22 protein-coding genes are annotated in these 21,508 nt (G+C 68.6%); 16 read left to right on the top strand and 6 right to left on the bottom strand.

What is annotated here, in order from left to right:
* Positions 1–11: 11 nt before the first annotated feature.
* Positions 12–1,448: a c-type cytochrome gene (locus CAL12_RS01700; RefSeq protein WP_086062897.1), complete on the bottom strand. Its 1,437-nt coding sequence runs from the start codon at positions 1,446–1,448 to the stop codon at positions 12–14.
* Between the two features lie 10 nt (positions 1,449–1,458).
* Entirely contained in the window at positions 1,459–2,181 is a 723-nt protein-coding gene (locus tag CAL12_RS01695) for a c-type cytochrome (RefSeq protein WP_086062896.1), read from the bottom strand.
* 243 nt (positions 2,182–2,424) lie between these two features.
* Here CAL12_RS01695 and rapZ point away from each other — a divergent pair, with 243 nt between their 5' ends.
* A complete protein-coding gene (gene rapZ / locus CAL12_RS01690; RefSeq protein WP_086067617.1) occupies positions 2,425–3,297 on the top strand; it encodes an RNase adapter RapZ in 873 nt (290 codons plus the stop codon).
* Positions 3,294–4,445, top strand: a complete 1,152-nt coding sequence (locus tag CAL12_RS01685) for a septal ring lytic transglycosylase RlpA family protein (protein WP_086062895.1) — start codon at positions 3,294–3,296, stop codon at positions 4,443–4,445. The genes rapZ and CAL12_RS01685 overlap by 4 nt, the downstream gene beginning before the upstream one ends.
* Positions 4,446–4,556: 111 nt before the next feature.
* On the opposite strand, the gene CAL12_RS01680 is transcribed toward CAL12_RS01685, so the two are convergent.
* Positions 4,557–5,180, bottom strand: a complete 624-nt coding sequence (locus CAL12_RS01680) for a methylated-DNA--[protein]-cysteine S-methyltransferase (protein WP_086062894.1) — start codon at positions 5,178–5,180, stop codon at positions 4,557–4,559.
* Positions 5,181–5,209: 29 nt separating this feature from the next.
* Positions 5,210–6,142, bottom strand: coding sequence for a 16S rRNA (cytidine(1402)-2'-O)-methyltransferase (gene rsmI / locus CAL12_RS01675; RefSeq protein ID WP_086062893.1), 933 nt, complete (start codon positions 6,140–6,142; stop codon positions 5,210–5,212).
* A 42-nt stretch (positions 6,143–6,184) separates the two neighbouring features.
* Between rsmI and CAL12_RS28665 the strand changes: the two genes are divergently transcribed.
* From CAL12_RS28665 to cysW, 8 genes are all read left to right on the top strand, one after another.
* Positions 6,185–6,790 (top strand): YraN family protein, encoded by a 606-nt coding sequence (locus CAL12_RS28665; RefSeq protein WP_086062892.1) that lies wholly within the window; start codon positions 6,185–6,187, stop codon positions 6,788–6,790.
* A gap of 11 nt (positions 6,791–6,801) precedes the next feature.
* Positions 6,802–7,395 (top strand): phosphoheptose isomerase, encoded by a 594-nt coding sequence (locus tag CAL12_RS01665; protein ID WP_198298452.1) that lies wholly within the window; start codon positions 6,802–6,804, stop codon positions 7,393–7,395.
* On the top strand, positions 7,392–8,135 hold the full coding sequence (locus CAL12_RS01660; protein ID WP_086062891.1) for a BON domain-containing protein: 744 nt from the start codon (positions 7,392–7,394) through the stop codon (positions 8,133–8,135). The genes CAL12_RS01665 and CAL12_RS01660 overlap by 4 nt, the downstream gene beginning before the upstream one ends.
* A 59-nt stretch (positions 8,136–8,194) precedes the next feature.
* Positions 8,195–8,689 carry a peroxiredoxin family protein gene (locus CAL12_RS01655; RefSeq protein ID WP_086062890.1) on the top strand — a complete coding sequence of 165 codons (495 nt, stop codon included), beginning with the start codon at positions 8,195–8,197 and terminating at the stop codon, positions 8,687–8,689.
* 15 nt (positions 8,690–8,704) lie between these two features.
* Positions 8,705–9,547 (top strand): NAD(+) diphosphatase, encoded by an 843-nt coding sequence (gene nudC / locus CAL12_RS01650; RefSeq protein WP_086062889.1) that lies wholly within the window; start codon positions 8,705–8,707, stop codon positions 9,545–9,547.
* Positions 9,548–9,739: 192 nt separating this feature from the next.
* Positions 9,740–10,744: a thiosulfate ABC transporter substrate-binding protein CysP gene (gene cysP / locus CAL12_RS01645; RefSeq protein ID WP_086062888.1), complete on the top strand. Its 1,005-nt coding sequence runs from the start codon at positions 9,740–9,742 to the stop codon at positions 10,742–10,744.
* Between the two features lie 126 nt (positions 10,745–10,870).
* A complete protein-coding gene (gene cysT, locus CAL12_RS01640) occupies positions 10,871–11,713 on the top strand; it encodes a sulfate ABC transporter permease subunit CysT (protein ID WP_086062887.1) in 843 nt (280 codons plus the stop codon).
* 18 nt (positions 11,714–11,731) lie between these two features.
* Positions 11,732–12,562 carry a sulfate ABC transporter permease subunit CysW gene (gene cysW, locus CAL12_RS01635; protein WP_086062886.1) on the top strand — a complete coding sequence of 277 codons (831 nt, stop codon included), beginning with the start codon at positions 11,732–11,734 and terminating at the stop codon, positions 12,560–12,562.
* Between the two features lie 9 nt (positions 12,563–12,571).
* Here cysW and CAL12_RS01630 read toward each other — a convergent pair whose 3' ends face one another.
* The gene (locus tag CAL12_RS01630; RefSeq protein ID WP_086062885.1) at positions 12,572–13,090 is read right to left on the bottom strand and encodes a DUF2127 domain-containing protein; all 519 of its coding nucleotides are present in this window, start codon (positions 13,088–13,090) and stop codon (positions 12,572–12,574) included.
* Between the two features lie 106 nt (positions 13,091–13,196).
* Between CAL12_RS01630 and CAL12_RS01625 the strand changes: the two genes are divergently transcribed.
* From CAL12_RS01625 to CAL12_RS01600, 6 genes are all read left to right on the top strand, one after another.
* The gene (locus CAL12_RS01625) at positions 13,197–13,679 is read left to right on the top strand and encodes a YajQ family cyclic di-GMP-binding protein (RefSeq protein WP_086062884.1); all 483 of its coding nucleotides are present in this window, start codon (positions 13,197–13,199) and stop codon (positions 13,677–13,679) included.
* Between the two features lie 153 nt (positions 13,680–13,832).
* Positions 13,833–14,384 (top strand): winged helix-turn-helix transcriptional regulator, encoded by a 552-nt coding sequence (locus CAL12_RS01620; protein WP_086062883.1) that lies wholly within the window; start codon positions 13,833–13,835, stop codon positions 14,382–14,384.
* Positions 14,385–14,479: 95 nt separating this feature from the next.
* On the top strand, positions 14,480–15,583 hold the full coding sequence (locus CAL12_RS01615) for an HlyD family secretion protein (protein WP_086062882.1): 1,104 nt from the start codon (positions 14,480–14,482) through the stop codon (positions 15,581–15,583).
* A 32-nt stretch (positions 15,584–15,615) separates the two neighbouring features.
* Positions 15,616–17,151 carry a DHA2 family efflux MFS transporter permease subunit gene (locus CAL12_RS01610; protein ID WP_086067615.1) on the top strand — a complete coding sequence of 512 codons (1,536 nt, stop codon included), beginning with the start codon at positions 15,616–15,618 and terminating at the stop codon, positions 17,149–17,151.
* A gap of 133 nt (positions 17,152–17,284) precedes the next feature.
* Positions 17,285–20,221 (top strand): hypothetical protein, encoded by a 2,937-nt coding sequence (locus CAL12_RS01605; protein ID WP_086062881.1) that lies wholly within the window; start codon positions 17,285–17,287, stop codon positions 20,219–20,221.
* A gap of 72 nt (positions 20,222–20,293) precedes the next feature.
* Complete coding sequence (locus tag CAL12_RS01600; RefSeq protein ID WP_086062880.1) at positions 20,294–20,623, top strand: DHCW motif cupin fold protein; 330 nt, start codon at positions 20,294–20,296, stop codon at positions 20,621–20,623.
* An 18-nt stretch (positions 20,624–20,641) separates the two neighbouring features.
* Here CAL12_RS01600 and CAL12_RS01595 read toward each other — a convergent pair whose 3' ends face one another.
* Complete coding sequence (locus CAL12_RS01595) at positions 20,642–21,493, bottom strand: oxidoreductase (protein WP_086062879.1); 852 nt, start codon at positions 21,491–21,493, stop codon at positions 20,642–20,644.
* Between the last annotated feature and the right edge of the window lie 15 nt (positions 21,494–21,508).

The raw sequence follows: 21,508 nt of genomic DNA, 5'->3' as shown, positions 1-21,508 counted from the left end.
GCGCCGACGCTTCAGCCTCCCGCGGCGCGGGCCTGCTTCACTTGCAGCGAGCTGACGCCACCCGCCGCATTCCCCCAGCTATTGCGCACATAGGTCACCACGGCGGCGACGTCGTCGTCGCTGAGCGTCTGGCCGAAGGGCGGCATGCCGTGCGGCTGCGAATTGCCGCGGGTCGCGGGCGCGAAGCCGCCTTCCAGCACCATGTGGATGACGTTGCCGGGATAGGGCGCGGTGACGCTGATGTTGCCCGCCAGCGCCGGCCAGGCGCTGCCCTTGCCGCGGCCGTCGGCGGCGTGGCATTGGACGCAATGCTGTTCGTAGAGCGCGCCGCCGCGCCGCAGGTTCGTGGCTTCGCGGACGCTGGCTTGCGTGGAAGCGGGAGCAGCCGGCAAGGACTTCAGGTAGGCCGCGATCGCGCGGGCGTCGGGGTCGGTCAGGAACTGCGTGCTGCCGCTGACGACCTCGCCCATGGGGCCCGACGCGGTGCCGTGGGGGCTGGTGCCGGTCTGCAGCAAGGCCGCGATATCGTTTTCGGACCAGCGGCCCATGCCATGGTCGGGATCCCCGTCCAGCGGCGGCGCATACCAACCCAGGCCTTCGATGACGCCGCCCGACAGCCCGGCCTTGCCGGGCGTGGCGCCCAAGGCATTGCGCGGCGCATGGCAGGCGATGCAGTGTCCCAGTCCATCCACCAGGTAGCGGCCGCGCGCCAGCACGGCGCCGGGTGCGCCCGTGTCCGTACCGGTGCCGGTGCTGGCGTTGGTGATCGTGCTGCCGCTGCTGGCGGTGGCGCCCACGGCCGCGCCGGCATCGGCGTCGGCATGCACGCCCGGCCGGAAGTACAGGCCTCGCCATAGCGCGAGCACGGGCCGCCAGCCATAGGGAAAATCCAGCTCATGCGGCCGGCTGGGCCGCGCCGCCGGCGCCACGGTACGCAGGTAGGCATAGATCGCATCGGCATCCGCCCGGTTGACGCGTGTGTACTCGGTATAGGGAAACGCCGGGTACAGCAGGCTGCCTGACGGCGACTTGCCCTGATGCAGGGCGCGCCAGAAATCGTCCGCCGACCAGTTGCCGATTCCATGCGTGGCGTCCGGCGTGATGTTGGGCCCGTAGAAGGTGCCGAACGCCGTCGGGATGGCGGCGCCGCCCGCGTACGGCTGGCCACCCGGCACGGTGTGGCAGGCCATGCAGTCCCCCACCCTGGCCAGGTAGGCGCCATAGGCGACGCGCTGCGCGGGATCCGCGATGGCGTGGGTGGGGCCGGTGGACGCATCCTCGCGATAACCGCGCCATGCGAGCGCGGCCACGCCCACGGCCGCGAGCAGCAGCAACGCGGCGGCGATGCGGGCGCCGGCACGGGCGCCGGCACGGGCGCCGCGGTGACTGGAAGTACGCTTCGCGTGGCCGTCGCCGGCACGCACGGGATCGGGCTGGGGTGTGGTCATGGCGTAAACGCTATTCCTGGCTGCCGCACGACACCGGCAGGGCGATGGAGCCAGGCGGCTCGGGCTGGTACGCGGCGGGCACGGGCTGCGACGACAGCCAGGCCGCGACGGCGGCGATGTCTTCCGGCGTCATCTGGCGGGCCACATGCGCCATGCAATCCGGCTCGGCGGCGCGGCGGGTGCCGCTGCGCCAGCTGCCGATCTGCGCCAACAGATAATCGCGCGGCAGGCCGAGCAGGCCGGGAATGGCCGGTGCCGCGCCGCCCAGGCTGGCGCCATGGCACGCCGCGCAGGCGGGCACGTCGCGTCCCTTGTCGCCGGCCGTGGTCAGCAGGCGGCCGCGCTCCAGCATGGCCGCGCCGACGTCGGCAGGTACGGGGGCGGGATAAGCCACGTGCTGATCGGCGAAATAGGCGGCGATGTCACGCAGGTAATCGTCGGGCAGATTGCGCAGCAGATGCGTCATCGGGGCGTACTGGCGACGGCCATCGCGGAAATTCCGCAGCTGGTGATAAAGGTAATCGCGCGGCTTGCCGGCCAGGCGCGGGTAATAGCCATCGGGGCCGGCGCGGCCCTGTTCGCCATGGCAGGCGGTACAGGCCGCCACGCGGGCACGCATGCTGCCCGGCTCCAGCGGCGCCTGATCCGATGCCTGAGCGTGAGCAGCGGATCCCGCCACGACGGCGAGCGCGCCCAGGACGATGGCGATGACGCGCGCGAGCGCGCCTTGCATCGCGGACCGGGGGACGGGCCGGACCGTGGTCCGGATCCCCGGCACGGTCGCGAATAAAACCGCCGTGGCGGCACGGCAAAGCCTGGAGACTCCCATCGATCGCGCCTTTTTGTACGGATATCGAATTAGGCCGGGATGCGAAAAAACGGAACAGGGGCAAGTCGGGCAGTTTACGGGCATATCAGTTACAGATGCGCCCCGTGACGCGGATTTCGCCACACAAATCGTGCCACAATCATGCTCATGTTCAGCGTCGTCCTCATCACCGGGATATCCGGCTCCGGCAAATCGGTCGCCCTGCGCCTGCTGGAGGACTCTGGGTATACCTGCGTCGATAACCTGCCCGTACGGTTTCTGTCCGACTTCATCGCCAGCGCGCGCGATGACGATATGGCGCGCGTCGCCGTCGCGATCGACGTGCGCTCGCCTGGCGAACTGGCGGAACTGCCGACCACCATCGCCGCGCTGCGCGCCGTGGGCACGCGCATCCGCGTCGTGTTCCTGGATGCCGACACCACCACGCTGGTGCAACGCTATTCGGAATCTCGCCGCCGCCATCCTTTGACGGACAGGCTGCAACGCAGCGGCAAGGCGGCTTCGCTGCTCGACTGCATCCGCGTCGAACGCGAGATGCTGGCGCCGCTGCGCGACCAGGAACACGTCATCGACACCTCGGAGCTGACGCCGGGGCAGTTGCGTGCCTGGATCCGCGACCTGGTGCAGGCCGACCGCCAGGCGGTGGTGCTGACCTTCGAATCCTTCGCGTTCAAGCGCGGCGTGCCGCGCGACGCCGACCTGGTGTTCGACGTGCGCTGCCTGCCCAACCCCTATTACGATCCCGCGCTGCGCCCGCTGACGGGACGCGACGCCCCGGTGGCCGCTTACCTGGCCAGTTTCGATACGGTGCGGCAGATGACGGACGACATCACGGACTTCATCCGCAAATGGCTGCCGCGCTACATGGAAGACACGCGCAGCTATCTGACCGTCGCGATCGGCTGCACCGGCGGGCAGCACCGTTCCGTCTACGTCGTCGAACAGCTGGCGCAGCGCTTCGCCGACCACCGCCCCTTGCTGGTTCGACACCGCACCCAACTCCCCGAAGAACACGCATGACGTTCCGGCACCTGCGCAATCTACTTGTCATCGCGTTGCTGGTCGCGGTGGTGGCGGGTTGTTCCAGTACCGGGGGCCGCAAGCGCGGCGGCTACTACCAGGACGATGGTCCCGACGCCAATCCGCCGGGCAATCTGGCCGCGGTCCCGGACGCCGAGCCGCGCATCGAACCGCTGGCCAGCGGCGCCAACCGGCCTTATGTGGTGTTCGGCAAGCGTTATGTGCCCATGACGGGCGATCAGCCGTACACGCAGCGTGGCATCGCGTCCTGGTATGGCAAGAAGTTCCACGGCAATTCGACGTCGATAGGCGAGCCCTACGATATGTACGCCATGACGGCCGCCCACCCCACGCTGCCGATACCCAGCTATGCACGCGTGACCAGCGCGATCAATGGCAAGACCATCATCGTGCGCGTCAACGATCGGGGACCGTTCCATGACAACCGCATCATGGATCTTTCCTATGTCGCGGCCTACAAGCTGGGGATCATCGGGCCGGGCAGCGGCGAGGTCACGGTGCAACGGATACTGCCGGACGAAGTGCGGCGCATGGTGGCGGAGCGCGAAAGCGGCCGGCGCGCGGGCGCGGCGGCCGCCGTGGCGGTGGGTGGCGCCGGCGCGGATAGCGCTGTGGGCGCCGATGCCGCGGCGGGGAGCGCAAGCGCGGGGTCCGGCACCCTGGCGGGCGCCGACGTTTCCATTCCCGTCCCGGTGGTGCTGTCGGCTGGCGAAACGCCGACAGCGATGCCATTGCCGTCGGCGCCCTCCGCGCCGGTGGGCGGTACGGCGATGAACAGCCTGCCGCAGGGTCGTGGCGGCGTGGCCGGCGGCCCCACGGCCTTGCCGCCGGCGGCCACGGCGGCGGCGCCGGTTATCGCCTCGCCTGCCGCCGCGCAGGCGCCGGCGGGCTCGGGCTCGGTTTATCTGCAGCTGGGGGCGTTCAGCCAGCCCGCGAACGCGCAGTCGCTGGCGGCGCGCGTGAACGGACCGCTCACGGCCGCGGGCCTGCCGCCGGCGACGGTGGAACAGGCCGGCCAGCTGTACCGCGTGCGGGTCGGCCCGTACGCCGACCGCAATGCGGCCATGTCGGCGGTGCCGACGGTGTCCAGCAGCACGGGCATTTCACCGACGATCGCCACGCGATAGCGTACGGCCGGTCAGGTGCGGCCGGCTAGGTGCGGCCGGCCAGGTACGGCCGGCCTGGGTCAGCCGTCAAGGGCCGTCAACAACAGTCGGGTCGCGGATCGGCCGGCTCAACTACCAGAGCAAACCCTGGCGTGGATCCACGGTGAGGCGTTTCGCGTCCGGCGTGGCGCTGGCGTAGACATGGCCTTCCAGCTTCAGCAAGGCCTGCTTGCGGGGCAGGCCGCCACCGAAGCCGGTCAACGCGCCGTTGCCGCCGATGACCCGATGGCAGGGAATGAAGATGGAGATCGGATTGCGGCCGACGGCCTGCGCGACCGCGCGCACGGCGGCGGACTGCGCGCAGCGCATCGACAGGTCGCCATAGCTCTCCAATTCGCCGAAAGCGATATCCCGCAGCGCATCCCAGACGCGGCGCTGGAAGGGCGTGCCGCGTGGCGCGAGCGGCAGCGAAAACGCGCGCCCGCGGCCGGCGAAATAGTCGGCAAGTTCCTGCTCAGCCTGATGCAGGACGAGAGACGCGGCGCTTTCGCGGCCGGGCGCCAGGCCATGCCCCTGGCAGACCGTCCGGTCATGCGCCGCGGACGCACCATTAGGCATCCCATCGGTCATCCCGGCGGGATCGGGGGGACAGTCGCGCTGGCCGACAAACCAGGCGCCGGTCAGCGCACCGCCTCCCGCCTGCAACAGCATCGGCCCCAAGGGTGTATCGACGATGCGCGTGTCGGCCGTGGTCATGGCGTCTTCAGGGCAAGCTCCTGCCGTTGTCAGGCCGGCTTGCGCGCCAGCGCCCGGGCGTAGAGGACATCGCGCGGCAAACCGCTGACGCGCGCGGCGATCCGTGCCGCATCGCGCACCGAAACGGATTCCAGCAGTGCGTCCAGCAGCGTGTCGGTGGCGGGATCGACCAGGGCCGCGTCGGCATCCGGCGGCGGCGCGGCATGCGCGATCAGCACGAATTCCCCCTGGCCCCGGTGTGGCTCCGCCCGCAGCCAGTCGCCGGCCTGATCCAGCGCCATGGTGGCGATTTCCTCGAAGCGCTTGGTCAGTTCGCGAGCGACCGTGACTTCCCGCTCCGGACCCAGGGTGGCGAGCATATCGGCCAGCGTGGCGGCCACGCGGTGCGGCGATTCGAACATCACCACCGGCGCCGGCACGCCGCCCCATTGCGCGAGCCAACGCTGGCGCGCGGCCGATTTGGCGGGAGGAAAGCCGGCGAACACGAAGGCGGGATTTTCGTCGGAGGTCACGCCGCTGGCCATCAGGGCCGCGATGACGGCGCTGGGGCCGGGGATAGGCACGACGGCATGGCCGGCCTGCCGCACGGCGCGCACGATGCGCGCGCCCGGGTCGCTGACGGCGGGCGCCCCGGCATCCGACACCAGGGCCACGCGCTGGCCCTGCGCCAGGCGGTCGCAGATGGCCTGCGCGGCCGCCGCCTCATTGTGGCGATGGGCGGCCATCAGCGGGGTGCCGATACCCCAGGCATCCATCAATGTACGGCTTTCGCGGGTGTCCTCGGCCGCGATGACGTCGGCGCGGACCAGCGCTTCCCAGGCCCGCAGGCCGAGATCGCCGAGATTGCCGATGGGCGTGGCCACGACGTACAGGGTGGCGGCGGGCCATTGCTGGCCGGCGACACGTTCGGCGACGCGGCGCCAGGCGTCGGCGCCTGCCGGCTGAGTGACGGTTTCGTTCATTACGGGAAAAATACCTGGCTGACGCTGCCAGTGTAGTGGCTTATGGCCCAGGACATCCCCGACCCGCTGTTCGAATCGGCCCGCCGTGCCCAGGCCCTGCGGCTGCGCCGGCGCCGGCGGGAGAAGACGAAGAGCACTGGCCGCAACGCCGCGGCCATTGAAGTGACCTGGCTGGACGAAGACGCATTGTCGGCGGCGGCGGCAGCGGCAGCGGGCGTACCGGACGCCCCCGATTCGGGAGGCGCATCCGACCCACCCGGCGGCGCGTCCCGGCGGCTATCGCCGACGCAGCGGATCGGCAGCCGTTATGAAGACCAGGCGCTGGCATTGCTCAGGCAGGCCGGCCTGCGCCCGCTGGCGCGCAATATGCGTTGCCGTGCCGGCGAGATCGACCTGGCGCTGCGCGACCGCGACACCCTGGTGCTGGTGGAAGTGCGGGCGCGCGGCGATGGCGGCTACGGCGGCGCGGCCGCCAGCGTGGGGCCGGACAAGCAGGCGCGGCTGATCCGCGCGGCCTGCTGCCTGTTGCCGGCGCTGGCGGCCCGCCACTGGGGCGGCCGCCCGCCGGCGGTGCGTTTCGACGTGGTCGCGTTCGATGGCGAAACGCCGCGCTGGCTGCGTCACGCCTTCGATGTCGCCATGAGATAATCCGCGCCATGATCGATATGACGACTCGCATGGTGTCGCACTTCAATAATGCGATCGCCACACTCCAGGCCAGCCGCGACGTGCTGGCCGATACGCTGGGCGTGGCCGTGGACGTGCTGTTCCACGCCCTGACGAACAACGGCAAGGTGCTGGCCTGCGGCAATGGCGGCTCGGCCGCCGACGCGCAGCACTTCGTCGCCGAACTGGTCGGCCGCTTCGAGCGCGAGCGGCTGCCACTGGCGGCCCTGGCGCTGAATACCGACACATCCATCCTGACCGCCGTGGGCAACGACTACGGCTTCGACGACGTTTTCGAACGCCAGGTCAACGCGCTGGGCCAGCCGGGCGACGTCCTGCTGGCGATCACCACGAGCGGCAATTCGCCCAACGTGGTGAAGGCTGTCCAGGCCGCGCAGCAACGCGACATGCACGTGATCGCGCTGACCGGCAAGGAAGGCGGCGTCACCGGGGAACTCATGACGGCGCACGACGTCCATCTGTGCGTGCCGAACGATCGCACCATGCGTATCCAGGAAGCGCACATCGTGCTGCTGCATGCCCTGTGCGACGGTATCGATGCCTTACTGCTGGGAGACACCGAATGACATTCAAGCCCCGATTCCCCGCCATCGCCCTGGCGGCGGCGCTGACCGCGTCCGTCCTGACCCTGTCGGCCTGCGCGCCGGTCGTGGTGGGCGCGGCGGCGGCCGGCGGTGCCGTGGTGGCGACGGACCGCCGCACCTCGGGTACGCAGTTGGACGACCAAAGCATCAGCCTGAAGGCGGAACACAATATTTCCGAGAAAGCCGGGGATGCCGCGCGGGTGAACGCCAGTACCTACGAAGGCGTGGTGCTGCTGACCGGCGAAGTGCCCAACGATGCGATCAAGGCGGAAGCCACCCAGCTGGCCCGGGTGGAAAAAGTCAGGAAAGTGGTGAACCAACTGACGGTCGGTCCGGCCGCCAGCTTCAGCGTCCGGTCCAACGACACCTGGCTGGCGTCCAAGGTCCGCACGGAGTTGATCAATACCAAGTACGTGCCGTCGGGGTCGATTTCGATCACGGTCGACAAGGGCGTGGTCTATCTTCAGGGGAAAGTAACCCAGGCCGAAGGAGAATATGCGGCCAACGCCGCGGCCGGGGTCAGCGGGGTGGCCAAGGTGGTTAAACTGTTCGACACCATCAGCCGCGAGGACGCGGTGCGGTTGTCGGGCGGTTCCAGCGGCAATACGCCGGCCCCGGCGGATAGCGGCGCGCAGCGTGCGCCGATCGAGACGGGCAACGGCGCGGCGGAGACCTCTTCCGCCCCGGCCGGCGGCGGCGCCCAGGCAATGCCGATCCGCTAGGCGGCGCCCCCGTGGGGCGACGCACTGCGGGGATGGATCTTGGTTCGAGGGAAATTCGGATGAAAAAGCTCGTTGTCGCGGTCATGGTGGTGGTGCTTGCGGGCATCGCGGGCTGGTTCGTGCTGCGTCCGGCGCAGGCCGCGCCGGACGTCACCTTCGCGTCCATCGACGGCCGCAAGGTGTCGATGCAGGATCTGCGCGGCAAGGTCGTGCTGGTCAAGTTCTGGGCGACCGACTGCGTCACCTGTATCAAGCAGATGCCCGACACGATCGCCGACTACAACCGCTATGCGCCCAAGGGCTTCCAGACGGTCGCGGTCGCCATGCAATACGATCCGCCCAACTACGTGCTGAACTACACCCAGACCCGCAAGCTGCCGTTCACGGTGGCGCTGGACGCGCAAGGCAAGACGGCGCAGGCCTTCGGCGACGTGCGGCTGACCCCGACCGCCTTCCTGATCGACAAGCAGGGCAGGATCATCAAGCGCTATCTGGGCGAGTACGATCCCAAGGAATTCCACGCCGAGATCGAAAAGGCCCTGGCCGCGGGCTGAACCCCGGCAACCGCCATGGACGATCACACCGCAGTCTCTCCTTCCGACATCGCCGCCACGGTCGTCACGCCCGCCGGACGGGTCTTCGTCTTCCGCGGCAGCGAGCTCCTGGTGCGCGCCGACGACCTGGCGCTGCCGGGCGACGATCTGCACGGCCACGACTGGGCGGCTGACATCCAGTGGCAGGCCATGGGCGAGCACCTGGGCCAGGCCTGCGTGAGCGCAGCCCTGGCGCGCGACGCCACGGCGCCGGCCGGCTATGTCTTCAAGCGGCTGCGCGAGATGTTCCCGGTCCTGGGCGAGAACGTCGCGGCGGTGGCCGGGCGGGCGTTCCAGATCGCTGAATGGGCGCGGACCCACCGCTTTTGCGGCCACTGCGGCACGCCGACGGTGCGCGTGGCCCATGAGTTCTGCATGCGCTGCCCGAACTGCGGCCTGTCGGCCTACCCGCGGATCTCGCCCGCCATGATGGTGCTGATCCGCAAGGGCGACAGCATCCTGCTGGCGCGCAACGCCAATTTCGTGGCCGGCCGCTACAGCGCGCTGGCGGGCTTCGTCGAAGCCGGCGAATCGCTGGAAGCCACGGTGCACCGGGAAGTCGAGGAAGAAGTCGGCCTGCGCGTACGCGACCTGAAATACTTCAAGAGCCAGTCCTGGCCCTTTCCCCATTCGCTGATGCTGGCGTTCACGGCCGAGTACGACGGTGGCGACATACGCGTGGACGGCAAGGAAATCGTCGACGCCCAGTGGTATGGCCCGGGCGAACGTTTGCCCGATATCCCGCCCACCGACTCGGTGGCGGGTTCGCTGATCCGGGCGCACCTGCCGCCCGGCGCGATCCCTCACGACGCGCCCTGACGCGGCCGGGCGTCCCCTGGCGTCCATGGACGACCACCACGACGCCGCCCGATGCCCCTGGGGTACAAGCGGCCTCTTTATAACCAATAAGAATATATAAAACAGAATTAAGTCGTTTGAGTAAATAAGCGCCCTTGGCATGATGCGTCGGCCGTTCATCTCGAACGCCACCGTTTCCCCGTGGAGCCTTACTTGATCAAGCGCCTATTCGCCACGTCGATCGCCGCCGCCCTGCTGCTGGGTGCGAGCGCCGCTTCGGCCCAGACCCTGCTGAATTCCTCGTACGACGTTGCGCGGGAACTCTTCACCGCGATCAATCCCAAGTTCATCGCGTACTGGAAGGAAAAGACCGGCGACACCGTCACGGTGGAACAATCCTTCGGCGGCACGTCGCGCCAGGCGCAGGCCATCCTGCAGGGACTGAAGGCCGACACGGTGACCTTCAACCAGGTGCCGGACGTGGACATCCTGGCCAAGCGCGGCCTGGTCGCCAAGGACTGGCAGAAAAAATATCCGGGCAACAGCTCGCCTTACTACAGCACCATCGCCTTCCTGGTCCGCAAGGGCAACCCCAAGCACATCCAGAGCTGGGACGATCTGGTGCGCGACGACGTCAAGGTGGTGTTCCCCAATCCCAAGACCTCGGGCAATGCCCGCTACACCTACCTGGCGGCGTGGCTGTACGCGCAGCAGAAGTTCAACGGCGACGAGGCCAAGACGCGCGCCTTCGTCGGCAAGCTGCTGCACAACGTGGAAAGCTTCCCCACCGGCGGCCGCGGCGCCACGGTGGCCTTCGCCCAGAACAACCAGGGCGATGCGGTGTTGACCTTCGAATCCGAAGTGCGGAATATCGCCGCCAGCGACGAGTTCAAGCCGCTGGGCCTGGAAGTGGTGGTTCCGCCGGTCAGCGTGCTGGCCGAGTTCCCGGTGGCGGTGGTCGACAAGGTGGTCGATGCCAAGGACACGCGCAAGCTGGCCGAAGCCTACCTGCAATACCAGTATTCGCCGGAGATCCAGAACCTGCTGGCCAGCTTCAACTATCGCGTCCGCGATCCCGAAGTGGTCAAGGCCAACGCCAGCCGCTATCCCAAGGTGGAACTGCTGGATCCGCAGAAGCTGGGCAGCTGGGACGAAATCCAGGACAAGCATTTCAAGAATGGCGGCGTGCTGGACCAGTTGCTGGCCGGCAAATCCTGATCGCCGCCCCGCGGCGGGCCGCCACCCCGGCCGGCCGCGGACATGGTGTAGACTGGCCCGCCGCCGCGCGGGCCTTTGCGCTGGCGGGCCCGGCCGACGCGACCGTTCGGCTTTCCTCAGGCAGGTATGGCGAGCTTCTTCAAACAACATCCCACGCTGCCAGGCTTCGGACTGAGCTTCGGCGTCAGCAGCCTGTTCATCTCGCTGGTGATCCTGTTTCCCATCGCAGCGCTGCTGGCCTATACCAGCGAGATGACGGCGTCCCAGTATTGGCAGGCCATCACGGATCCGCGCGTGCTGGCCAGTTATCGCGTCACCTTGCTCGGCGCGCTGCTGTCGACCGTCATCGTGGTGCTGTTCGGCCTGCTGCTGGCCTGGATCCTGGTGCGCTACCGGTTTCCCGGCCGCCTGTTCCTGGATTCCCTGGTGGACCTGCCCTTCGCGCTGCCGACCGCCGTGGCGGGGCTGACGCTATCGGTGCTGCTGGGACCGAACGGCTGGATAGGTAGCTGGTTCGCCCAGGCGGGGGTCAAGATTTCATATGCCTTTCCGGGCCTGGTGTCGGCGATGATTTTCACCAGCCTGCCCTTCGTGGTGCGCTCCGTGCAGCCGGTGCTGGAAGAAATCGGCCCGGAATACGAAGAGGCCGCGCACACCCTGGGCGCCAACGACCGGCAGACGCTGTGGCGCGTCCTGCTGCCCGCCCTGACCCCGGCGCTGTTCACCGGCGCGTCGCAGGCGTTCATCCGCAGCCTGGGCGAGTTCGGGGCGGTGGTGATGATCGCGGGCAACATCCCCTTCAAGACCGAAATCACCTCGCTGATGATCTTCGTCCGGGTGTCGGAATTCGACTATCCGGCGGCTTCGGCGATCGCCACCGTGGTGCTGGCCGCGTCGCTGTTGATGCTGTTCGGCCTGCACGTGCTGCAGGGCCGTCTGCTGCCCTGGCAGCGGCCGGGTAGAGGATAAGGAGGCGCAGGGCATCCCATGCGTAAGACACCAAGCAACTGGCGCCAGTGGGCGCTGATCGCCATCGGCGTGGCCGGCGCCACCATGCTGCTGGTGCTGCCGCTCGCGCTGATTTTCCAGCAGGCGCTATCGGCCGGCTGGCATGCGCTGTTCGACAACCTGCGCGACGAGGAAATGCGCCACGCGATCGGGTTGACGCTGCTGGCGGCCGTGCTGACCGTGCCGATCAATGTGGTCTTCGGCATCCTGTTGGCCTGGTGCGTGACCCGCTACGATTTTCGCGGCAAGCAGATATTGACGACCCTGGTGGACATACCGTACGCGACGTCGCCAGTGGTGGCGGGGCTCTGCTATCTGGTGGTCTACGGCATGGAAAGCGTAGTGGGGGGATGGCTGGGCCAGCACGATATCCAGCTGATGTTCGCCTGGCCCGGCATCGTGATGGTCACGATATTCGTCACCTCGCCCTTCGTGGCGCGCATCCTGATTCCGCTGATGCAGGCGCAGGGCTCGGACGAGGAATACGCCGCCCTGACGCTGGGCGCCAGCGGTTGGCAGATATTCCGGCGCATCACGCTGCCCAACATCAAATGGGCGTTGCTGTACGGCACCATCATCACCAACGCACGCGCGGTGGGCGAGTTCGGCGCGGTGTCGGTGGTGTCGGGTGCGATCCGCGGCAAGACGGTGACGCTGCCCCTGCTCATCGAGCAACTGAACGATGACTACAAGACGGTGGGCGCGTTCACGGCGGCGGCGCTGCTGGCCTGCATGGCGTTGCTGACCATGGTGGTGAAGACGGCCATGGAATGGGGCCAGCGCGTGACGGTGCGCGGCCCGGCGCACTGATACGCGACCTCAGGCATGCGCGGCGCGCCCGGCCTGGCGCCGGTGCCACAGCTGCCACGCCAGGAAAGCGACGATGGCGACGTTGAACAGCAGCACGCCGGCCGCCAGCACGCTGGGCCGGTGCAGCAGGTGGCGGACCTCGAAGGGAACGTAGATGGCGCCGGACAGCGCGCCCAGCCACTCGCCCCAGGCGCGATCGCGCCATAATCCATAGGCTTCTATCAGGCGCAGGGTGACGTAGGCCCCGGCCAGCCCCACCAGCGTGCGCAGGCTGGTGTCCTGCAGGATCGAGGCGTAGTGCAGCAGCTCGCTGGGATAGCGCGCGTCGGGATTGAGGTTGAAATGCCCGATCAGCACGATGACGATATGGCGCAGGTCATGGTGCAGCAGGCTCAACAGGCCGATGCTGGCGGCGAGCGCACCCACGCCCTTGGCGGCCTCCACCATGGCGATCGCGCGCTGCGTGCGCTGGCGCGCCGAGACATGGCTGGCGGGACTGGCAATGGCGGCGTGCTCGCTTGCGCTCATGGCGATTTGGCTTGGGGCTCGTGGAGGGCTCCCATAGCATAGCGGCTTTCCGCACCCCCGTCGGCCGTGGGAAAATCGCCCCGATTATCTACAGAGGACCCCCATCATGCCTTCTTTCGACGTCGTTTCCGAAGTGGACAAGCACGAGTTGAGCAATGCCGTCGACCAGGCCAACCGGGAACTGGCCACGCGCTTCGACTTCAAGGGCACCGATGCCAAATTCGAGCTGGAAGAGTACGTCGTCACCCAGACGGCGCCGTCGGCCTTCCAGCTCAAGCAGATGCTGGATATCCTGCGCGGCCGCCTGACCTCGCGCGGCATCGATCCGCGCAGCATGGACGCCGCCGATCCGCTGGTGAACCTGGGCGGGGCGCGCCAGAAAGTCACCATCAAGCAGGGCATAGAGCAGCCCATCGCCAAAAAACTGATCGCCGCCATCAAGGACGCCAAGCTGAAGGTGGAAACGCAGATCAACGGCGACAAGCTGCGGGTCACGGGCAAGAAGCGGGATGACCTGCAGACGGTGATCGCGCTGCTGCGCAAGACGGACGTCGACCTGCCCCTGCAATTCCAGAATTTCCGCGATTAGGCGGTCCCGCCTCTCCCGGAACCTGATCCTGGCCCGCGCAAGCGGGCCATTTTGTTGTTGCCGTGCCGCGCCGCCGGGACGAAAGCGCCGGAGTAACTTGCATATTGCAAGTTACAGGCCTACTATCACTTTCACTTTGAAAGTGAGTCCCTTATGCAGCCGACCGACTTCGCCGCCATGCCCTGTCCGATCGCCCGCAGCCTGGCGCGTGTCGGCGAGCGGTGGACCATGCTGATCCTGCGCGACGCCTTCCAGGGCATGACGCGTTTCGACGAATTCCGCAAGAGCCTGGACATCGCGCCCAACATCCTGACGCGGCGCCTGGAAGAGCTGGTCGACGCCGGCCTGCTGGAAAAGCGCATGTACAGCCAGCACCCGGCCCGCTACGAATACCTGCCGACCGCGATCGCGTACGACTTCCGGCCGGTGATGGTGGCCATGGTGGCCTGGGGCACTCGGCATTTTTCGCCGGAAGGGCCGGCGATGATGCTGGTGGCGCGCGAAACCGGCGCGCCGGTGGAACAACGCCTGGTCGACAGCTCCAACGGCCGCATCCTGGGTCCGGACGACTACGTCGTGGTGCCCGGGCCAGCCGCCACGCCACGGGCGCGGTACCGGATGGAATTCGCGGCGCGCAAGCGCCAGGGCCAGGCGCCGGACGAACGTTTCGATCCGGACGAGTTCGTCGACCGGATCGCCACCTGAGAAGAGCCGCCCGAACCCATCGCACCCCATCACAACCACGTCGCAACCGCATCGCAACCGCGTCGCGCCACATCGCAAGTCACGCAGAGATCGTCATGTCCACCCCCACCGCCGGCGCGGCCGCGCCTCCTGTTGCCCCCGTTTCCACCCTGCCCGCCGCTCGCAAGGGCGGCCGGCGGGGGTTCTACCTGACCGTGGCCGTGCTGGCGGTGGTGGGCGCCGCCTGGTACGGATACCACTGGTGGACCGAAGGCCGCTATATCCAGGAAACCGACGACGCCTACGTGGGCGGTGACATCACGGTACTGGGCGCCAAGGTGCCGGGATACATCGCCCAGGTCGCGGCGGGCGACAACCAATCCGTGCGCGCCGGCGACCTGCTGGTCCGGCTGGACGACCGGGACTATCGGGCGGCCCTGGAAAAAGCCGACGGCAACGTGGCGGCCGAGCAGGCGCTGCTGGCCAACCTGGATGCCAACCGCCGCCTGCAGGAAGCCATGATCCTGCAGGCGCGCGCCAGCGTCGCCGCCGCCGCGGCCGAAACCGTGCGCGCGCGCCAGGACCAGGCCCGCTACAAAACCCTGTCGACCAGCGCGGCCGCCTCGGTGCAGAGTTGGCAGAAGGCGGATGCCGACTACAAGCAGGCGGCGGCCAATCAGCAGAAAGCCGAGGCCGCGCTGGTCGCGGCGGAGCGCGAACTGGACGTCATCGATACGCGCAAAGGCCAGGCACGCGCCGCGCTGGCGCAAGCGGTCGCGGATCGGGAGCAGGCCCGGCTGAACCTGGGCTATACCGAGGTGCGTGCGCCGGTGGACGGGACGGTGGGGAATCGCCGGGCCCGCCAGGGCGCCTACGCGCCGGCCGGCATGCAGTTGCTGTCGCTGGTGCCGGCTGCCGGGCTGTGGGTGGACGCGAACTTCAAGGAAAGCCAGCTGGCCCGGATGGCGCCCGGACAGCGCGTCTCCATCGTGGCGGACGTCGTGCCCGACCGCGTCTTCCATGGCAAGGTGGCCAGCCTGGCGCCGGCCACGGGCGCACAGTTCAGCGTGCTGCCACCGGAGAACGCCACGGGCAACTTCACCAAGATCGTGCAGCGCGTGCCCGTGCGCATCGTGCTGGACGACGCGGACGCGCGGCTCGGCCTGCTGCGGCCCGGGCTGTCGGTGCGGGCGGAAGTCGACGAACGGACGCAGCCGTGAGCACCGCCGGCGCGCTGCGCTCGCCCGCGGATATGTCGGTCGTCGAAAAGGTCTTCGCCTTTTCGACCATGTGCGTGGGCATGTTCATCGCGCTGCTCGACATCCAGATCGTATCGGCATCGCTGAAGGACATCGGCGGCGGACTGTCGGCGGGCGTCGACGAAACGGTATGGGTGCAGACCGCCTACCTGATCGCCGAGATCATCGTCATCCCGCTGTCCGGCTGGCTGGCGCGCGTCATGTCGACGCGCTGGCTGTTCGCGGCGTCGGCCGCCGGGTTCACCGTGGCCAGCCTGCTGTGCGGCTGGGCCTGGAACATCCAGAGCATGATCGCGTTCCGGGCGCTGCAGGGCTTCCTGGGCGGATCGATGATCCCGCTGGTATTCACCACGGCATTCGCATTCTTCGCCGGGCCGCAACGCGTGCTGGCCGCCGCGACGGTGGGCGGGCTCGCCTCGCTCGCGCCCACGCTGGGACCGACCGTGGGCGGCTGGATCACGGACAATTACTCGTGGCATTGGCTGTTCTTCGTGAACCTGGTGCCGGGCATCTTCGTGACCGTCATGGTGCCGCTGTTCGTGCGCATCGACCGGCCGGAGCCGTCGCTGCTGCGCGGCGCGGACTATCCCGGCATCGTCCTGCTGGCCTTATCCCTGGGCTGCCTGGAATACACGCTGGAAGAAGGCCCGCGCTGGGACTGGCTGGACGATACGACCATCCTGACCACGGCATGGATATCGGGCCTGGCCGGCGTCGCCTTCATCTGGCGTTCGCTGACCTATGCGCAGCCCATCGTCGACCTGCGGGCCTTGAAGGACCGCAATTTCGCCCTGGGCTGCGTGTTCTCGTTCACCACCGGCGTGGGCATCTTCGCCACCATCTACCTGACGCCGCTGTTCCTGGGCCATGTGCGGGGCTACAGCGCGCTGCAGATCGGCACGGCCATCTTTTCGACCGGGGTTTTCCAGATCCTGTCGATCCCGCTCTACACGATGCTGGCCAACCGCGTCGACCTGCGCTGGCTGCTGATGGCGGGACTGGCCTGCTTTGCGTTTTCCATGTGGAATTTCATGCCCATCACGCATGACTGGGGCTCCGCCGAACTGCTGCTGCCGCAGGCCTTCCGCGGCGCGGCGCAGCAGTTCGCGGTGGCGCCCACCGTTACCTTGACGCTGGGCAGCCTGCCGCCCGCGCGGCTGAAGCTGGCATCGGGCCTGTTCAACCTGATGCGCAACCTGGGCGGCGCCATCGGCATCGCCGTGTGCGCGACGATATTGAACGACCGCACCAATCTGCATTTCTACCGCATGGCCGAGCACCTCAACATCACCAACGAAGCCATGAACGACGCCTTGGCCCGCATGACGGCGCAGGCCACCGACTGGGCGATCGATCCGGCGACCGCGGGGCTGAGCCGCCTGTGGTCCCTGGCGTACCGGGAGGCGCAGACGCTGGCCTATTCGGACGCGTTCCTGGCGATCATGGTGTGCTTCATCTTCGCCACCGCCCTGGTGCCCTTGATGCGCAAGGTGCAGCCGCCCAAGGCGCCGTCGGCCGACGCGCATTGAGCCGTCACGACGCCTGCATGAACCTCAGGCGTGTGGGGGTGCATGCGGGGGGAACATCACTGGAAAACGTGCCGGAACACCCGCCAGCGCGGCGACACCTATCCACGTCGCCCAAGCATGCGGAGCCGCACCCATGTCCTTGCCCGGTTGCAGCCACACGCTGCCCGAACGCCCCACGCCACCCGCGCCAATCGACACCGCCCGCCATGCCGCGACCCTGCCAGCTCGCGTCCGTGCGAACGGACAGCGGCGCGCATCGCATGCGTGCCACGCCGGCCCGCCCCGGCACGCCGGCGGCAACGCGCTGACATACACCATACGGTACTTCCTGGCCAGCAAGAAGCATCGCGCCGCCATGCAGGCGGAGCGCGCGCAAGTGCGGCTCGCCGCATCCATGCACCGCTTCATCGACGAGTGGAAGCGGCGCGAGATCGACGAGCTGCGGCCCACGCACGGCGCCCGGCTGCTGGGCGCGGCCTGCGTGGCCGCCCGGCCGCAAGGCCATGAGCTCGCGCAAGCCGTGGTGATGGCGATATTGCGGCGCTGTCTTTCCACGATCGAACAGCCCGAAGAACTGTCCCAGCTGTACAACGACCTGACCGCGCCGCGACCGGTGACGCGCGAGCTGGCAGAACGCCAGAACGGCAAGCTGCGCGGCATCGCCAACCACCTGCTGGATGCGCTGGAACAGGCGGTGGCCGACACGCTGGCCGAACGCATGGCCACGCCCCTGATCGGACGACTGCTGGTCATACAGGAACAGACCGCCGACGCCGCCGACAGGGTACGCGCCACCTTGGAACAGTTGCATGGGATAGGGCTTTGGCTGTCTTCGGCCTCGCGGCCTCCCGCGCGTATCCTGTCGTACACGCTGGACCTGCTGTCGGATGACGAACTGGGACAGCTCGCCGCGCAGGCCTGGCCCGACCTGTCGGCGCGGGACGAGCGCCACGGCGCCGAGGCGCCTTGCATGCGCGCGGCGCTCGCCTTCATCCAGGCATGCGAAGGCAGTGCGCTCACGAGCTGGCGCGAGGCCCTGCAATTGCAGCTCGACGGCCGCAAGCGCATGGTGGCAGCGCGCACCGCGCGCATGGTCGAACACGTCGTCGATCCCGGCCGCCTGGGCGACGCCATGCGGTCCGTGTACACGCAGCTGGACAATGCCGCCATCGTGCTGACCGGCAAGCTGCACAACGCCAACCTGCTGCGCGCCAGCGTCCGCACCGACGTCCTGCTGCAGGTACTGCGCCACTTGCCCGAAAGCTGGCGCGGCCAGGGTTTGCGGGCATTGCCGGCGCGCGAGCTGTCGTCCATCAAGTCGTCGCTGGCCGTCGCCAGCGGCGCAGCCGCCACGGATGCGTCCGTCACCGCGCTGATCGATTCCGTGCAGGCCGATATGCTCGCCGCCGACATGCGATCCGCGCATGCCGCGCTGGCCGCGCTGCACGAGGCCATCGCCTTGCGCGACCGGCCCGTGGCGATCCACCGCCTGGGCGCGCTGGCTGGCGCCCTGCGCGAACTCGGCGCGACGCTGGAGGCCTTCAACATCGCGATGCCCGCGTCGCTGGAAGACTCGCTGCGCCACGTGCTGGCCGGCGTGTGCGCCATGCTGCCGGACGGGCGCCATCAGGACGACGCCGGCGCACTGCGCGGGCTGTCGGACGCGGAACTGGGCCAACTGCGCCAGGCCTTGCCCATCCTGTCGGGCTACGGCACGCTGCCGGGCAAGAATGCGTTGAAGGCGGCCATCACGCTGCGGTCCGGAATCCCTGCGCGCGCGGATCGCGCGATGGACGCGCTGCTGGCGACGCTGGCGGATGCGGACGGCGGCGCCGGCGATACCTGCGCCAGATTGCGCGACCTTGGCGACATCCTGGTGCGGTTGAACGAGCGCCTGCTGGCCATGGGGGCGGAGACTTCCGCGGACGCGAACGATGCGATGACCGCTGGCATCGTGCAACGGGCGGTGGCACGGATTGCGCGCACGCATCCCGCCTGGCCTGGCGCGGCCGTACGCGAGGCGGTGGCACGATCCGGGCTCGCGGGCGAAACCTTGCTCGAACCCCTGTTCGCACTGGCGGACTGGATCTCCCGCCAGCCGCGCGACGAGGCGGTACGGCTGGACCGGTGCGCCGCGCGGCTGACCATCGCGGCCAGGCTGGGCAATCATCTGCATGACGCCGTCCAGGGCAGGGACGAGACGGGAGGTGGCCGCACGGACGAAGCGGGCGGTCATGGACCCCACGCCGCCGTGGGCATCGACGCACGTGCCCTGCGCGCGGTGCTGGCGGGCGAGTATGGCGTGGAGTGGGACGCGCAGGGCCGCATCGCCCGGCCCTGCGTCAGCCGCGCGATGCATGCGGCGCTGGAAGCGCGGTTGCAGGCGGCGTTTGGGCAGGCCGGCGATGGCGGGCACGCGGCACATGGCCAGCGCGTCGAACGCAGCGACGGTGGCGGTAGGCATGACACCCGTTCGATTCAGCTATACGCCGGCGACGGCACGTCCACCTGGTTCCTGGTGGACGATCGTTTCGCGCGCGACATACTGGACGGTCCCGGCATGGCCCTGGCGGTGGAAGGCGTGAATGCGCGAGGCGAAACGATATGCAGCCCCGGCTTTGCCGTACGCCTGGACAAGGATGCCAGGCTGGCCGCGATGGGCGCGGCCCTGCATGCCTTGCGGGAGCTGGCCGGCAGCGCCATGGGGGCGCTGCTGCGCTGCCTGCATGGTGGCGTCGCGGACGCTTACATGGCCGCGATGGCGGCGGCGCCGGAACGCCTGCCCTTGCACTTGCCGGACGGTACGCGCGCCCAGTTTCCGTCGTCTCCGCCCGCCGCCACGGAATATCGCGTGCGGCGCGAGGCGAACGGCGAGTACAGCGTGGACGTATTCCTGACCTGGCGCGGAAGCGCGAGCCTGCCGCGACCGGACGAGAGCGCCCTGGATCCGTCGCGCAGCTTCATCACGGCGTGTTTCGTGCTGGCCATGGACGCGCAAGGCCGCATGCACGGGCTGCGGGAAACGGTGGACCTGCGCTACAGGCTGGTCAAGCGCCAGCCGCCGCGATAAGGCCCGCGGCTGGCAGCTCTACAATGTCACGCAGACACGCGCGCCGTGCGCGGACCTTGGCGACATTCCACCATGCAGCTTTCCGACATCCCCTTTGGCACGACCGATTGGTCGACCGTCGAAACGACCGAGCATGCCGGCGTGACCGGCAAGGCGCTGTGGCGCACGCGGCAGTTCGACGACATCCGGGTCAGGATGGTCGAATACACGGCGGGATACCTGGCCGATCATTGGTGCAGCAAGGGACACATCCTGTTGTGCCTGTCCGGCGAACTGCATACCGAACTCGAAGATGGGCGGACCTTCACCCTTCGGCCGGGCATGAGCTATCAGGTGGCGGATGGCGCCGAAGCGCACCGGTCTTCGACGGCGGCGGGCGCCACCTTGTTCATCGTGGACTGAGGCCCGGCCGGCCTGGCCCTACTCGGGGAAATCCGCGGCCAGCGCCGCATCCCGCCACTGCTCGATCTGCGCCAGCCGTTCCCTGAGCTTGTCCGTCACGGCCTTCACCCCGAATGCGCCCAGGACCAGATGGCGCGGCGCGGTGTCGATTTCGGTGATATGGATCATGGCCTGCGCGGCGCGGTCCGGGTCGCCGATCTGCTTGCCGCTGTTCTGCCGCGTGCTCTCCATCCGTTTGGCCGCGCTGTCGGCGTAGTCCGCGATCCGCGTCGGCGTCTGCCGCAGCGACCGCCCGGCCCAATCGGTGCGGAAGGGGCCTGGCTCCACGCAGGTGACCTGTATGCCCAGGTGGGCGACCTCCGCCGCCAGCGCGTCGGAAAAGCCTTCCACCGCATGCTTGGATGCGGCGTAGTAGCCCGAGCTCGGGAAGCCCACGAGGCCCGCGACGGAGGTGATATTGATCACGTGTCCGCGCCGCCGCTCGCGCATGCCTGGCAGCACCGCGCGGGTCATGGCGAACAGGCCGAAGACATTGGCGTCGAACTGAGCGCGGATCTCGGCCTCCACGCCCTCTTCGACCGTGGATTGATAGCCGTAGCCCGCGTTATTGACCAGCACGTCGATGCGGCCGAAACGTTCCAGCGCCGCGCGCACCGCCGCGTCGATGGCGGCGCTGTCGGTCACATCCAGCGCGACGGCCAGGACGCGATCAGGCGCCTGCCGCACCAGATCGTCAAGGCGCGCCGCATCGCGGGCGGTCGCCACCACCGGCCAGCCGCGCGCGATGACGGCCTGTGCCAGGGCGCGGCCGAAGCCGGTGGAGCAGCCGGTGATGAACCAGACGGGGGAAGCGTGCGTAGCAGTCGACATGAGGCGATCTCCAGA

The sequence above is a fragment of the Bordetella genomosp. 8 genome (assembly GCF_002119685.1).
Taxonomy (GTDB): Bacteria; Pseudomonadota; Gammaproteobacteria; order Burkholderiales; family Burkholderiaceae_B; genus Bordetella_C.
The sequence above is the reverse complement of the archived record's forward strand: the minus strand, read 5'-3'. Positions and strand labels throughout refer to the sequence as shown.